Origin of the sequence: Pedobacter nyackensis (assembly GCF_032678475.1) — a bacterium.
In the GTDB taxonomy this organism is placed as follows: Bacteria; Bacteroidota; Bacteroidia; order Sphingobacteriales; family Sphingobacteriaceae; genus Pedobacter; species Pedobacter nyackensis_A.
Genome location: NZ_JAVTSF010000001.1, coordinates 645,078 through 661,132, shown reverse-complemented (window position 1 = coordinate 661,132; position 16,055 = coordinate 645,078). Strand labels below are relative to the sequence as shown.

Below are 16,055 nucleotides of genomic sequence, written 5' to 3'. Positions count from 1 at the left end.
TATTAATCATTATGGATTTACAATTAAAAGATAAAGTCATTATCGTTACCGGTGGGGCTAAAGGAATAGGAAAAGCAACAGCTGCATCATTTGCTGCCGAAGGTGCAATTGCAGTAGTCGTTGGTAGGAAGGATAAAGATAATCTGAAGGTAGTAGAAGAGATTTTGGCTGCCGGAGGAAAAGCCTTCCAGGTTTCAGCTGAGCTGAGCAATCCCGAAGATTGTGAAAATGCGGTAAAAACTATTGTTGGTCAGTTTGGAAGAATTGATGGACTGGTGAATAACGCGGGTGTTAATGATGGTGTTGGGTTGGAGCATGGTAATTACAAAGACTTCATGGCTTCCTTGCATAGAAATGTAGTTCATTATTATTTGATGGCACATTTTGCCTTGCCGGAACTGATTAAAAGTAAAGGTGCAATTGTAAATATTACCTCTAAAACTGCCGAAACCGGACAGGGAAATACTTCAGCTTATGCTGCTGCGAATGGAGGCAGAAATGCGTTGACCAGAGAATGGGCGGTTGAACTACTGAAGCATGGCATTAGGGTAAATGCAGTGGTAGTGGCCGAATGCTGGACGCCGGCCTACGAAACCTGGATAGAAACACTGCCCGATGCAGAGCAGAAATTGAAAGAGATTACTTCGAAAATACCATTTGAAAACAGAATGACGACTGCACAGGAAATTGCAGATATGGCTGTTTTTTTAATGTCGGGCAGATCAAGTCATACCACTGGACAGATTATTCATGTGGACGGAGGTTATGTGCACCTGGACAGGGCTTTAGCGAACGCTTAATCAGATTATAGAAAAGAGAATGAAGACATTAGTTTGCACCACACCGGGTATATTTGAGTATGCAACAGGCGAGAAGCCTGTGTTAACACCGGGCAACGCAATTATAAAGATTAAGAGAATTGGAATCTGCGGTACTGATTTACATGCTTTTGAAGGTACCCAGCCATTTTTTAGTTATCCCAGAATATTAGGACATGAACTTTCTGGCGAGCTGCTGGAATTTGATGGCGCTGATGGTTTTGAAAAAGGAGAAAATGTTACGTTTATACCCTATTTTAACTGTGGTATATGTATTGCTTGTCGCAGGGGTAAACCAAACTGCTGTACGGACATTAAAGTTTGTGGTGTACATGTAGATGGCGGGATGGTAGAATATCTTTCTGTTCCCTCGCATACTTTGATTCATGGAGAAGGGTTAAGCTTTGATGAACTGGCATTAGTAGAGCCATTGGCGATAGGTGCACATGGGGTTCGTCGTGCCGACATCCAAAAGGATGAGTTTGTACTGGTGATTGGTGCCGGTCCGATCGGTTTGGGAACAATGGAGTTCGCGAGGATAGCAGGGGCAAATGTAATTGCATTGGATATCAATGATGCACGTCTGGCGTTCTGCAAGGACAAGCTCAAAGTTCCTCATGTAGTGAATGCACTTGCACCAGACGTATTGGAGCAGCTAAAAGAAATTACGGGTGGAGATATGCCTACTGTGGTAATTGATGCCACCGGAAGCTTAAAAGCGATTAATAATGCTTTTCAATATATGGCCCATGGTGCGAGATTTGTACTGATTGGCCTGCAGAAGGAAAATATTTCATTTAGTCATCCCGAGTTTCACAAGCGCGAAGCAACTTTAATGAGTAGCAGAAATGCAACCAGGCAGGATTTTGAGCATGTAATTGCTTCTATGAAGGCCGGGCATGTAGAACCTACAACTTATATTACCCATAAAGTTCAGTTTGCTGAGGTAAAAGATGAGTTTCAAAGTTGGCTGGATCCTAAGAATGGGGTGATAAAAGCGATGGTTACGGTTTAACTGAAAGCATCGCAAAAACAAACTTTGATTAGTTAAAATTTAATAAGTCATTTGTGATGGATTAATAAACCTACCGTATGGCTAAACATTTTACACCCGGTGACCTTGCAACCTTTGTATATGTTGAATTGCAAAGGTCGAAAATAAAAGAGGAAAAGCCTACAGAAGCTATTTTGAAAGAATTGTTCAATACCCTGTATTATGCTAGTTTGCAAACAGAAGAAGGACAATTTATAAAGGTAACTGTTACGTTGTTTGACCATAGCAATATTGAGTCTACAGAGTCGCTGCAATATGATCAATGGAATTTCTTTGCTTTTGAACCGAAGATTGAGTTTACGATTAAAAACCTGGTTAAATTATCTAAAGCTGCTGATCCCTGGAGTTCTAGTCTTTCTGTCTATTACGACGAAAATAACAAACTGTTTATTTATGGTATGATTGATCAGACTTTTCATTATCAGAGTTATCTGAATTATGAAGAAGATGAAAAACCTATGTATCCGGGAATTATCCAGACGATGATCAACGGTATAGGTATATTGAATGTGATGCTGGACTATCACCCAATAGCTACCTTAAATCAGAATTCGCTGGTTAAATTATACCCTAATGTTTTTGAATATGGTCCGGTATCGGACTTTATAAGAAAGAAATCAACCTACAGCAAAAGTTTTATCGAAAAAAAGGTAGGACATCAATTGTCTATCGATGATACTGCGGTTTACAATGAGATTATTTTCGAATATGTCATACAATCGATCAGCAGGATCCTGTTAAGAATAAAAACTTACCATCACGGCGGTGCAATATTGATTACACGAAATCCGAATGATGACCTGATCACAAAATACGAGTTAAAATATAATCGTATAGAATCGGCCGTATTACATATTCTGAATAGTGTAACTGACAATGACCTGTTGCTGGACGAAATCGAAGCTTATAAGCGGAAAGAAAAGGATATTCCTTCAGTGCTCCATGAGGAGTTTAACCAAAATGAAATGGATATTGAGGATAGTTACAATGAACTGATCGGTGCGGTTAGGTTTGTGTCTTCATTAAGTTGTGTTGACGGTCTGGTTGTGCTTTCTCCTCATTTAAACGTTAATGGATTTGGTGCAGTAATCAGTGAAAAAACACTGCCGCCTTATGTTTATTTAAACAGATCATCTAAGATTTCGGTTAACAAGGTGAAAATTGATCCAAAGCATTTTGGTACCCGGCACCAGTCAATGTTCTCCTATTGCTATAAACATCCGGAAAGCCTGGGTTTTGTAGTTTCCCAGGACGGGGAAATCAGGGCAATTAAGAATGTAGGAGGAGAGGTGATGATGTGGGAAAATATAAAAGTTTACCAATTCGAAAGAAGCAGTAAAATGCCAAAGATGCCACCGAGGAAAAATTAGTTTATTATATCTTGATGGTTACAGGCTCTTCTTTTCCGTTGTGGCAGCTTGCGCAGGAGATATTTATTAATTTTCCTTCTTTATCTTTTTCGTGGAAATATTTCTTGTTGATTTTGTTCGTCATACGCATCATATTCCTTGCGATTTCCTTTTTAGGGTTTTCATCACTAGCGAAATCAAGTTTTTTAGGATTATCTTTTCTTGGGGAATGACAGTAGCCACATTTTACACCTAAGGCAGCCTTAAAACCATCCATTACTTTGTCCAGGTCATCATGACTGATATTTTTAGGAAGTACCTTAAGATTAGTCGGCTTAGGCTCTTGCTGCTGCGGCATAAAAGCACTTAACATCACAACTGTACCCAATAATATTGAAAATGTAATGGTTTTTCTATAGTGCATAAAGCGTTTGATTTAGTTACATAACTAATGTAGCGAGATTAGATTAGTATGACAAATCTATTGTTTATCGGGAATTATTCTTAATAATCTGATCGCTACTAAAAAAAGAGGGTGAACATGATTCACCCTCTTCATTCTGTAATTTAAAAATTGTAATTATCCGGATTACCAGAATTTCACATACAATGCAGCAATGATTAATAATGTAATCACGATCAATACCATAGTAGATGGAGCAACTTTAAACATCGCTTTATCCAGTTCGAAAGCTTTAGGGTTTACTTTTGGTCCACCTAAACTGATGGCAATCATAATGATCATGGTAAAAGCAAATGAGAGCCCCATACAAATGTGAAAAGGAATTTCAAACCCACCTTTTCCATTTGGATAAGCAGTATACAACCAGGTATCAGTACCTAAAATTGATGGTGCCATTTCGTTAAAGAAAACGGATAAGAAGAAACCTGCTAACACACCTGCAATGGCTGCACTTCCCGTGGTTCTTTTCCAGAACATACCCAGAATAAACATGGCAAATACGCCCGGACTGATAAAGCCAGTATATTTCTGGATAAAGGTAAAGCCACCTTCACCACCTATACCTAAAAGATCATTCCAGGTAAATAATACAGCCAGGATCATACCGACAAATACAGTTGCCCTGCCTACAAAAACGAGGTTCTTTTCTTCGGTACCACTCTTAAAGTATTTTGAGTAGATATCCAATGTAAAAATGGTAGAGATGCTGTTTACTTTACCAGCCAGGGAAGCCACAATAGCCGCGGTAAGTGCAGCTACAGACAAGCCTTTGAGGCCCGTAGGTAAGAAAGTCAGTACCGCAGAATAAGCTCCGTCTTTACCGCCAATAAGCTGTGGCAAATGTCCGCCTTTATATAAAACATAAGCTGCAATTCCAGGTAGCATTACAATTAATGGCATCAGGAGTTTTAAGAACCCAGCGAATAAAATACCAGTTCTTGCAGTTTGAAGATCGGCACCTAATGCACGCTGTGTGATGTATTGGTTACATCCCCAATAGTTCAGGTTGATGATCCAGATCCCAGCAACATAGGAAGCTAAGCCCGGGAAAGTAAGGTATTTATTGATCTCAATTTGAGAAGATTCGGCTGTAGGTTTTGGAATAATCATTTTAAAATGCTCCGGAGCCTGCTCCATCAGTACGTTAAAACCTGCAATAGCATTGGCACCAACGCCAAATTTTTGACCAACAACAGTTAAGGCAATGTAAGTAGTTACCAGTCCCCCAAAAATCAAAACACCTACCTGAATTACGTCTGTATAAGCTACCACCTTCATTCCACCCAAAGAGATGATCAATGCAAAAACAGCAAGTCCGATCATAATAACGTGCAGGTAATCACCTCCTGTTAAACCATTAATAGCAACAGCACCTAAATAAAGGATAGAGGTCAGGTTTACAAATACATATAAAAATAACCAGAATATGGCCATAATTAAAGCAACAGATTCATTGTACCTGGTCTTGAGGAACTGGGGCATGGTGTATATCTTATTCTTAAGATATACAGGAATAAACCATACCGCAACAATGATTAGCGCAATCGCTGCAATCCATTCGTAAGCAGCTACGGCAATTCCCAGGAAAAAGCCTTCGCCACTCATACCAATAAATTGTTCTGCAGAGATATTGGAAGCGATAAGCGATGCACCAATTGCCCACCAGGTTAATGTGCCTTCCGCCAGAAAAAAAGCCTTGGCATCATGTTCATCTTTTTTGCGCTGGCGGTAAATATAATACCCATAGCCGGATACGACTAAAAAGTAAATGATGAAAACTACATAATCTGTAGTTACTAAACTATTGTTCATAATAGGGTATTTGGTTGTTTTAAATCGATTTTGTGCCGGAAAAAATCCGGCACAAAACAATTACTTATAAAAGACTTCGTTCCATTGCAGTTCATTTCTGAACTGGTTAATCTTCGTATCAGCACCGATGTTTACATATTCAATACCAGCAATGTTGGCGAAGTCCAGCATGTGTGCGGTAGTTAAGTTCTGACTGTATGCGGTATGGTGTGCACCTCCGGCATAAATCCATGCTGCACATCCTGTTTTCATATCAGGCAATGGCTTCCATAATACCTGTGCTACAGGAAGATTCGGAAGCTGGTGTTCAGGCTCAACGGCTTCTACTTCATTAACGAGTAAACGGAAACGGTTGCCCATATCAACAATAGAAGCGTTGAGCGCATTGCCACCCGCTACATTAAATATTAACCTTGCCGGGTCTGCCTTGCCACCAATTCCCAATGGGTGTACCTCAAGACGAGCTTTGCCATTGGCCAGCGAAGCATCTACTTCAAGCATATGTGAACCCAATACCATTGAATTGGCAGGATCGAAATGATAAGTATAATCTTCCATAAAAGCATTGGCACCAGGAAGTCCGGAACCCATTACTTTACATAATCTTACTAAAGCAGCGGTTTTCCAGTCCCCTTCTCCACCAAAACCGTAACCAGCAGCCATTAAACGCTGAGACGCGATACCAGGCAACTGCAGCATGCCATGCAGATCTTCGAAAGTATCAGTAAAACCTTTGAATCCACCGTCTTCCAGAAATTTCTTTAAGCCCAGTTCTATTTTTGCAGCTTCATAAACTGACTCATGTCTGTCCCCACCGCGAAGCAGGTCGGCAGACATGGTGTAAGTAGCTTCATACTCGGTCAGCAATTCCTGGATAGCCGTTTCGGGGATAGCGTTGATGACAGCAACCAGATCGCCGATACCATAAGTATTGACTTCAAAGCCGAATTTAAGTTCTGCTTCAACTTTATCACCATCTGTAACCGCTACATAGCGCATATTATCTCCAAAACGCACAAATTTAGCACCTTGCCAGTCATGCCATCCAGCTGCAGCACGTGTCCAGGTATCAATTTCTTTTACAACTTCTTCATCCTGCCAGTGACCAACAACTACTTTGCGGTCTTTACGCATCCTGGTCACCATAAAACCGAACTCACGGTCACCATGTGCACTTTGGTTGAGGTTCATGAAATCCATGTCGATAGTAGCCCATGGAATATCTCTGTTAAACTGTGTATGCAGGTGCAATAACGGTTTTTGAAGGATGTTTAATCCCCTGATCCACATTTTTGCCGGAGAGAAAGTATGCATCCAGGTAATAACCCCAATACAATTAGGTGTACTATTCGCCTGTTGAAGGGTATCAAAAATCTCCTGTGATGTTTTTACGATAGGTTTATATACAACGCGCACTTGTATTGGCTGTGCTGCATCTAAAGATGAAGCCACCTCTTGTGCATGTAGGGCTACTTGTTTTAAAGTTTCGTCACCATAAAGGTCTTGAGTTCCGGTAATAAACCAAACTTCTAAATTTTTTAAATTGATCATTATTGAATAAGATTATTTAATTGTTTTGTTATTGTCCATAATAAGAATCGGCACCATGCTTTCTTTCATAGTGCTTTTTAATCAATGCTTCTTTTAGCTTCGGTACATCTCCGCGTATCTGTTCGGTGAGGAGGGCCATTCGGCCTACCTCTTCCAGTACTGCACTGTTGTAAACGGCTTTTTCGGCTGTTTTGCCCCAGGTGAACGGAGCGTGATTGCCCACCAGGATCATCTCTACCTCTTTATAGCTTAGCCCGGCTTCCTTAAAATGATTCATAATCTGAAAACCAGTTTCATACTCATAGTTCCCTTTGATCATGTCATCGGGCATAGGAGCGGCACATGGAATATCAACTGTAAGGTGATCAGCATGGGTTGTACCATAAATTGGAATAGCTCTTTGCGATTGGGCCCAGGCCGTTCCATAAGTAGAATGCGTGTGTACAATACCACCAATTTCTTCCCAGTACTTATAGAGTACTGCATGGGTTTTGGTATCTGATGAAGGGCGAAGGGTACCTTCGATAATATTGCCGTCAAAATCAACAATGACCATTTTTTCCGGACTTAGCTCTTCGTAAGCAACACCACTTGGTTTAATGGCAAATACGCCCTTAGCTCTGTCGGCAGCGCTCGCATTACCAAAAGTAAACAGTACCAGTCCCAGCTTGGGCAGTTGCATATTTGCCCGGTAAGCTTTTTCTTTTATATCCTGATAATTACTCATCTCTTTTTTAATTAGCGATTTAATTCACAATTATGCATTTTCTGCAACGCGATGTTCGGCACTGGTGGTTTCTTCGATATAAACACCTAAAGTTTTGTATTTGATAAAACGGGCTTCATAGTAAGCCACATTTTCGGGTTCAGGAATGTACTCCTTATCGAAACCACTGCCCATGCCTTTCATTGCCGCTTCAACATTAGGATAAACTCCGGCCACGACAGCTGCAAACATGGCAGCACCCAATGCGCAGGTATGCTCAAACTGGTGTATTCTGATTGGCATGTTTAAGACGTTCGCCATAGTTTGCATTACAAATGGCGACTTTTTAGCAACTCCACCAATACCAATAATTCCTTTAACCGGAATACCTTCTTCAATAAAACGGTCTACTATATTTTTAGCACCAAAACAAGTGGCTTCTACTAATGCCCTGAATATCCGTGGTGAATCGCTGCCAAGGTCGAGGTTACTGATAGCCCCCTTAAGCTCCTGATTAGCATCTGGTGTTCTTCTTCCATTTAGCCAGTCTAAAGCCAGTTCATCATCATTGGTTTTTGGTAAAACAGCTGCTTGTTTACTCAACTCTGGTATAATTTGATCCAGTAGCTCCTGCTCCAGTTTAGCCAATGTGTTTGCATCTAGTGAAGGCGAATTACGAAGCAGGTTCTTTATCGGCCAGGCTAATACTTCCTTGAACCACGCATATACATCGCCGAAAGCAGATTGACCCGCTTCCAGACCTGTCATTCCAGGTATAACAGAACCATTTACCTGACCACATATACCCTTAATCAATTTACCATCTATATCTGCTTGTGGTACAACTAAAATATCGCATGTAGATGTCCCCATTACCTTGCTTAAATAGTAAGGTTCTATTTGTCCGCCAACAGCACCCATGTGTGCGTCAAATGCACCAACACCAATTACTACATCGGTATTCAAGCCTAGGCGGGACGCCCATTCTGAGCTGATTACACCTGCAGACTCGTCGGAAGTATAAGTGTCTTTAAATAAACGGTCAGTAAAACCGTCTAATAATGGATCCAGACTTTTAAAGAAATCATTAGGCGGTAAGCCGTCAAAATCTTCAGCCCAAAGTGCTTTATGTCCTGCCGCACAACGGCTTCTTTTCATTTTTGAAACATCATTACCACCAGTCAGGAGAAAAGGTACCCAGTCACAATGCTCTACCCAGGAGTAACAGGCATCTTTTACAGCAGTATCAGCTCTTAAAATGTGTAGCAACTTAGACCAAAACCATTCTGAAGAATAGATTCCGCCACAATACTGAAGGTAATTGATTTCCTGCTGAGCGGCATGCTGATTAATTTGCATAGCCTCTTTTACCGAGGTGTGGTCTTTCCAAAGTACAAACATTGCGTTTGGATTGCTTTCAAATTCAGGTAATAATGCAAGGGGCGTGCCTTGCTGGTTTACTGCGACAGGAGTGGAGCCTGTCGTGTCTACGGCAATTGCCTTAATTGCTGTAGCTATATTGTCGCCACCAGCTTTTTGAATACAGTCTTTTATACTTTGCTCCAAACCTTCAATATAATCGAGGGGATGTTGCCTAAACTGATTTTGTGCTGGGTTACAGAATAAACCTTTCTGCCAGCGGGGATAATAGAAAACGGATGAAGCCAGTTCTGCCCCGTTGTTTGCGTTGATAATTACTGAACGCACAGAATCCGATCCATAATCAATCCCTATAACGTATTGATCTTTGCTCATATTTAGTTAAATAAATGTCTAATTAACGTTTATTATTTTTAATAAAAGAATTTATTTAAACATTCCTTCAGAATGAGCTAAAAGCTTATTATACAGTTAGTAGTTTGTCGGGGTTCGGGATGATATTTAGAAATGCCTGGAAGTTTGCCTGGTATTTTTTCTTATCCAGCTTAAAATAAAAGGCGCCTTTTTTTGATCCTGATTTATCTTTTTCTGCCAGTTTAATCAGTAATTTTGTTGCCGTTAATTTCCTGATAAAGTTACGGTTATCTATCTGCGTATTGTATACATCTTCATACAGGTTCTGCAGTTGTGGTATTGTAAACTTCTTAGGTAAGAGTTCAAAAAGGATAGGGTGGAGTGCGGCTTTATACCTTATTTTCTTTTTGGCTGTTTCCACCATAGCATCATGGTCAAATATCAGTGGCGGTGCATCTTTTAAAAGAAACCATTCTGCGTGATATTGATCGTTAATTTGTGTTTGATACTTATTGATGTCTATCAAAGCAAAATAGGTAACAGATAAGGTTCTTTCAATTGGGTCCCGCATCGGATCACCATATGCCTGAATTTGTTCGAGGTAAACCCCTTTCAGTCCGGTAAGTTGGGTAAGCACACGGTTGGCAGCTCCATCCAGACTTTCATCTGTTCTTACAAATCCGCCCATCAAGCTCCATTTGTCTTTTTCAGGTTCAAAGTCCCTTTTTATTAATAGAATTTTTAAGTGTTCTCCGTCAAACCCAAATACGATACAGTCTACAGCAATTAAGAAACGGGTTTGATTATTATATGTTTTCATTAGTTTATATTTGGTTTTATCAGTTTCAGACTCTGATGGTAATAGTTCAAGCATTAGCGATGTAAATATATTATAATAGTTAATATTAATTGTTTATTTGACATTTAATATTCTTTTCTATACATTAGTAATACGATCAAATATAAAAAAAGACTATATGAACAAGAATTTCAAAGCCATCTGTTTAGTTTTTATTTCGATGTGGATGCTATGCAGCTGCGGAAATACCACTAATGGAGGGGCTGCTGATGAGGGTGCTACGGTTTCTATCCCTAACTCCGCTGGCTTCACTGCAAATATTGAAGGAAAAGTGGTTTCACTCTTTGTATTAAAAAATGAGAGTGGCGCCCAGGTGGCTGTTACGAACTATGGTGGGCGGATAGTGTCTTTATTGGTACCTGATAAAAATAAGCAGTTTAAAGATGTTGTTTTAGGCTATGAAAATCTGAAGTCCTATCAGAAAAAAGGTGAACCTTTCTTTGGAGCATTAATTGGTCGTTATGGAAATCGCATTGCTAAGGGAATGTTTACACTGGACGGAAGGTCATATCAACTTGAATTGAATGATGGTGTAAATACTTTGCATGGTGGATTTAACGGCTTTTTTAGCCAGGTTTGGGATGCAAAAAAAATAAATGATAAAACACTAGAGTTAAACTATTTTTCTAAAGATGGAGAAGCTGGTTACCCTGGTAATTTAGCCGTTAAAGTAGTTTATGAATTAAATGATGACAATGAACTTAAAATAAGTTACACAGCAATAACGGATAAAGCTACGGTAGTTAACCTGACCAACCATGCTTATTTCAATTTAAATGGTGCCGGAGATTCAACCATAACTGATCATTTATTGGCGATCTACGCAGACGGATATACTCCTGTAGATTCAACTTTAATTCCAACGGGTAAAATTGATCCGGTAGCAGGTACACCGTTTGATTTTAATACTGCCACTTTAATTGGTAAAAGAATTAACGATGATGATCAACAGTTGAAATATGGAAAAGGTTACGATCATAATTATGTATTGAGAAAAGGTAATGGCTTACAAAAAGTGGCTACGGTATCCAGTCCTAAAACGGGAATTGTAATGGATGTACTTACAGAAGAGCCAGGATTACAGTTTTATAGCGGTAATTTCCTTACTGGTGAAGATAAAGATGGTAAAGGCCAAATGAGTTATCCGCATCGGTCCGCATTTTGTTTAGAGACACAGCATTTTCCTGATGCACCTAACCAACCTTCATTTGCATCAACAACTTTGAAACCTGGTGAAATTTATAAAACTGTAACTATTTATAGATTTAGTGTGCAGTAATAGACATTAAAACACTGTACAGTGTAGTTTAAAAAGGCAATTGATGTAGGCGTATGGATATGCCTACATCAATTGCCTTTTTTGTTTGGCCTTTTTGATGATTACAAAACTAAAATCATATTTTTACGCTAAACCAAATACCAATCGTAGATGTCCCCTTCTTTTTTTTGGATTAAAGCTAGTCTGTTTTTCATACTCTTGTTTGGATACAGACCGGCAATAGCTCAAAAAGATAAAATTAGCTTCAAGCATTTAACCGTTGAAAATGGACTATCTCAAAGTAGCGTGCTGTCTATTGCCCAGGACAGTATGGGCTTTATGTGGTTTGGGACCAAGGACGGACTGAATAAATACAATACCCGTAATTTCGAAATATATAAACGCGAAAAAGGCAACAGTTCGTCGTTAAGCAGTAGTCAGAATATCAATGCTTTATTAACGGATAGTAAGGGCAATTTATGGGTTGGTACACAAAAGGGCTTAAATAAATATTTACCGGAGAGTAACTCATTTAAACGCTATCTGCACGATCCAAAAAACAAGAGCAGCATTAGCGACAATATTATTAGAAGTCTTTTTGAAGACAATAAAGGGCAGATCTGGATCGGGACTGATAGTGGGTTAAACAAATTAAATAGAGACGACACTTTCAACCGTTTTTTGCCGGGAAATGGAAATGATTCAGGACCTGCGCATCAGCTGGTTAAAGCAATTTGTCAGGATTACAAAGGATCCATTTGGCTGGGGACTGCTAATGGCCTTACCAAAATGGACGTTGTAAATGGAACATATCATTTTCAGTCTTATTTCCATAGGAAAGATAATCCTAAAAGTTTGATGGAGAACGATATTAGTGCTGTTTTTGAAGATCAAAGACGGAACCTCTGGATTGGTACGCACAGCAGCGGATTGGTGTTGTTTAATCATGAAACCGAAACATTCAGACATTTTACTTCTAAAAAGGGAGATCCCGGCAGTATCAGTAGCAACGTGATCCGGAGAATTAAAATGGCAAGCGATGGAAAGCTGTGGGTGTCTACATTAAATGGGATAAATATACTTGATTTAGATAATTTTAAATTCAGTGCACTCCATCATAACCCTGAAGATCAGGGTAGTCTGAACCATAATTCCATATATGACATCCTTCAGGATGCAACAGGTTCAATGTGGGCGGGGACTTATTTTGGTGGCGTAAACTTTTATCATGCCAATGCTACACCATTTAGATGGTATAAGACCAGTCTTGGAAAGAATGGTATCAGTAGTAATGTGGTAAGTGCAATCGTTGAAGATAAAAATCATAATTTATGGATAGGAACGGAGGCCGAAGGGCTAAATTACTACGACAGAACTTCGGGGAGGTTTACCAGTTTTAAGCACGACCTGGAGAATTCCAATTCATTAAGCTCTAACCTGGTTAAGACCATTTCTATTGCCAAAAATGGTGAAGTCTGGATTGGTACTTATGAAGGAGGACTTGATGTTTATCAACCTTCAACAAAAACTTTTAGACACTATAAACCTAATCACGCCGACCCGAAGGCACTAAACTCTAATCGTATTGTGTGTTTATTACATGATCGTAATAACAAGTTGTGGATAGGTACCCGGGCGCAGGGGATTTTTATATATAATGAAAAGGAGAATAACTTCACACCTTATAGTAATGTAAGTAAATATCGTGAGCTAAAATTTTTAAGATGCTTTTTTCAGGATACGAAGGGGAATATCTGGATTGCAACCAATTCCGGAACCTATATTCTTGACCCTGTTTCCAATAAAATGCGTGCTTTTACAGTTAGTGATAACCGCTCTAAATTTGATGATATCAATGTGATCAGAGAGGATTCGCAGGGGATAATTTGGTTGGGAAGTTATGATGATGGACTGATTCGTTATCATCCCGAAAAAAATGTAGTTAGATTCTATACCACTAAAGATGGTTTGCCCAGTAATGTGATCCTCGGGGTTCTGGAAGATGAAAAACGCAATTTATGGATCAGCACAGATAATGGACTTGCTAAATTTGACCGTAAAACCATTAAAAATTATACAGTAGAGGATGGATTACCCGGTAATGTGTTTAATTATAATTCCTTTTATAAAGATGCCAAAGGAGAGTTCTTTTTTGGAGGTTATAGTGGCCTGGTGAGCTTTTTCCCGGAACAGATTAAGGAAAACAAGAAAGTTCCGAAAGTTATTTTTACCCGTTTAAGACTTTTTAACAAGACGGTAGTTATTGGAGATGAAAACGACCTGTTGAAACGAAATATAAGTTTGACTAAAGAGCTTACTTTTTCGCACGCTCAAAATATTTTTAGTATTGAGTTTGCTGTGCTGAATTATATCAAATCGGAGAAAAATCAATATGCATATAAACTTGAAGGATTGGATAAAGAATGGAATTATGTAAGTTCTCCTATTGCTACTTTTTACAATTTACCTTCTGGAACATATAAGTTGCTGATCAAAGGTTCAAATAATGATGGGGTATGGACCAGCCAGGCTGAACAGATGATTATTCATATCCAGCCACCATTCTGGAAAACATGGTGGGCCTATTCAATTTATGTACTGTTATTAGGCGCTATTTTATTTCTTGTTTTCAGGTTTTTATGGATAAGGGCCTTGTTAAGAAAGGAACATGAGGTTTATCAAATGAAGATGGACTTCTTTACCAATGTTTCTCATGAGATCAGGACCCCGCTAACACTTATCATCGGCCCATTAGAGCATTTAATTAATGATACAAAGGAGTATCCGGGAATAAACCGCAGATTGTTGACAGTTAAAAAGAATGCGGGTAGGTTAACCCGGCTTGTGAACGAATTAATGGATTTTAGAAAACAGGAAGCTGGGAAAATGACGTTAAATGTATCACCTGAGAACATTGTTGAATTTGCTAAGGAGATCTATTTGTCATTCCAATATCTTGCCATTAGACATCATATTGATTACCAGTTTATCAGTTCTGAAGATCATATAGAAGTATATTTCGATCCCGGTCAGTTGGAAAAGGTGTTTTTTAACCTGTTGTCTAATGCATTTAAGTTTACACCTGAACATGGTATGATCAGGCTTAGTGTAAAAAGAACAGAAAATAGGTATATAGAAATCATGGTACTTGACAATGGAAAGGGCATTCCTGAAGAGAGCAGGGATAAACTGTTTACTGATTTTTACCAGGTAAAAGATCCGTTATCACGGAACAGTGGAACAGGAATAGGCCTTGCTTTGTCTAAAAGAATTGCAAAATTGCACCATGGGGACCTGGTGTTGTTACCAGATGTTCCCTCAAATGATAAGCAGGTGCAAACTTGTTTTTGTTTAACATTAAAGACTGGAAGTAATCATTTTAAAAAGGAAGAACTCGTTTCTCAGTTTGTAAGCGTAGAAAATCCTGTACTCTATCAGTTGCCACAAGAATTAGGTGAGCTTCCTGATCAGGACGGATTTGATGAAAAGGCAATTGAAGAGCGGATTACTTTACTTATTGTTGAGGACAACCGGGAAATACGCGACTTTATAAAGCAATCGCTTAGGTTATTTTATAATATTATTGAAGCAGAGGATGGCGCTCAGGGAGCAGAACTTGCATTGGAAAAAATACCAGATATCATTGTCAGTGATGTGATGATGCCGGTGATGGATGGATTGGAAATGTGTCGCGTATTGAAAACGGATTTGCGTACAAGCCATATTCCGATTATATTATTGACTGCCCGTTCGGGAATTATTCATGAGGTTAGTGGACTTAAAACAGGAGCAGAGGCATATATTACCAAACCTTTTAGCATTGATGTTTTGCAATTGAATATTAGCAACTTATTAACCTTGCAAAGTAATATGCGCAGGAAGTTTAGTCAGCAGATTACCTTGCAACCTACTAATATTCTGATCGAATCAACTGATGAAGAGTTTCTTAATAAAATCATGGGGATCATTGAACACAATTTTAGCGTTGACGACTTTAATGTAAATATACTTGCTTCGGAGGTCGGAATGAGTACACCGATTTTGTACAAGAAAATTAAAGCATTAACCGGCTTAACGGTGAATAATTTCATTAAATCTGTTCGTTTAAAAAGAGCTGCCCAGTTGCTGAAACAGAATGCTTATACTGTTTACGAGGTCGCTTATATGGTAGGTTTTGGCGATAGTAAATACTTTAGTAAGGAGTTTACCAAACAGTTCGGTAGAACGCCTAGTGACTATGCTGAGGAAGGGTAGTGTGTTAGTTCCTGTCCTGAGTTTACATTTACCTGGGTGTTAACTTATACTTAATAGGGTGTTAGTAGGGCCTTAGTAGGGCTAGGGGGTAAAGCAAGGCCCTAGTAACGCCCTACTAAGGCCCTACTAACACCCTAGTAATACTGAAGGCTGATACTTGGGTGAGTTAACTATTAAGAAAGTTTTAATGCTGAGAA

At 39.2% G+C, this 16,055-nt stretch carries 11 protein-coding genes; 5 read left to right on the top strand and 6 right to left on the bottom strand.

Features of this window, described 5'->3' with window-relative positions; genetic code table 11:
* The first annotated feature begins 11 nt into the window (after window positions 1-11).
* The 3 genes from R2Q84_RS02675 (at window position 12) to R2Q84_RS02665 (ending at window position 3,242) form a co-directional block, all read left to right on the top strand.
* The gene (locus R2Q84_RS02675) at window positions 12-800 is read left to right on the top strand and encodes an SDR family oxidoreductase (protein WP_316814980.1); all 789 of its coding nucleotides are present in this window, start codon (window positions 12-14) and stop codon (window positions 798-800) included.
* A 19-nt stretch (window positions 801-819) separates the two neighbouring features.
* Window positions 820-1,833: a zinc-binding alcohol dehydrogenase family protein gene (locus tag R2Q84_RS02670; protein ID WP_316814979.1), complete on the top strand. Its 1,014-nt coding sequence runs from the start codon at window positions 820-822 to the stop codon at window positions 1,831-1,833.
* Window positions 1,834-1,910: 77 nt separating this feature from the next.
* The gene (locus R2Q84_RS02665) at window positions 1,911-3,242 is read left to right on the top strand and encodes a putative sensor domain DACNV-containing protein (RefSeq protein ID WP_316814978.1); all 1,332 of its coding nucleotides are present in this window, start codon (window positions 1,911-1,913) and stop codon (window positions 3,240-3,242) included.
* Window positions 3,243-3,246: 4 nt separating this feature from the next.
* On the opposite strand, the gene R2Q84_RS02660 is transcribed toward R2Q84_RS02665, so the two are convergent.
* The 6 genes from R2Q84_RS02660 to R2Q84_RS02635 all read right to left on the bottom strand — a co-directional run bounded on the left by R2Q84_RS02660 (window position 3,247) and on the right by R2Q84_RS02635 (window position 10,307).
* Window positions 3,247-3,645 (bottom strand): c-type cytochrome, encoded by a 399-nt coding sequence (locus R2Q84_RS02660; RefSeq protein WP_316814977.1) that lies wholly within the window; start codon window positions 3,643-3,645, stop codon window positions 3,247-3,249.
* A gap of 165 nt (window positions 3,646-3,810) precedes the next feature.
* A complete protein-coding gene (locus tag R2Q84_RS02655; RefSeq protein ID WP_316814976.1) occupies window positions 3,811-5,496 on the bottom strand; it encodes a sodium/sugar symporter in 1,686 nt (561 codons plus the stop codon).
* A gap of 60 nt (window positions 5,497-5,556) precedes the next feature.
* On the bottom strand, window positions 5,557-7,047 hold the full coding sequence (gene araA, locus R2Q84_RS02650; RefSeq protein ID WP_316814975.1) for an L-arabinose isomerase: 1,491 nt from the start codon (window positions 7,045-7,047) through the stop codon (window positions 5,557-5,559).
* A 28-nt stretch (window positions 7,048-7,075) separates the two neighbouring features.
* Window positions 7,076-7,774, bottom strand: coding sequence for an L-ribulose-5-phosphate 4-epimerase (locus R2Q84_RS02645; protein WP_316814974.1), 699 nt, complete (start codon window positions 7,772-7,774; stop codon window positions 7,076-7,078).
* A gap of 30 nt (window positions 7,775-7,804) precedes the next feature.
* A complete protein-coding gene (locus tag R2Q84_RS02640; protein ID WP_316814973.1) occupies window positions 7,805-9,508 on the bottom strand; it encodes a ribulokinase in 1,704 nt (567 codons plus the stop codon).
* A gap of 88 nt (window positions 9,509-9,596) precedes the next feature.
* Window positions 9,597-10,307 carry an NUDIX hydrolase gene (locus R2Q84_RS02635; RefSeq protein ID WP_316814972.1) on the bottom strand — a complete coding sequence of 237 codons (711 nt, stop codon included), beginning with the start codon at window positions 10,305-10,307 and terminating at the stop codon, window positions 9,597-9,599.
* 157 nt (window positions 10,308-10,464) lie between these two features.
* Between R2Q84_RS02635 and R2Q84_RS02630 the strand changes: the two genes are divergently transcribed.
* Complete coding sequence (locus R2Q84_RS02630) at window positions 10,465-11,625, top strand: aldose epimerase family protein (protein WP_316814971.1); 1,161 nt, start codon at window positions 10,465-10,467, stop codon at window positions 11,623-11,625.
* 150 nt (window positions 11,626-11,775) lie between these two features.
* Window positions 11,776-15,858, top strand: a complete 4,083-nt coding sequence (locus R2Q84_RS02625; protein WP_316814970.1) for a two-component regulator propeller domain-containing protein — start codon at window positions 11,776-11,778, stop codon at window positions 15,856-15,858.
* Window positions 15,859-16,055 lie beyond the last annotated feature (197 nt).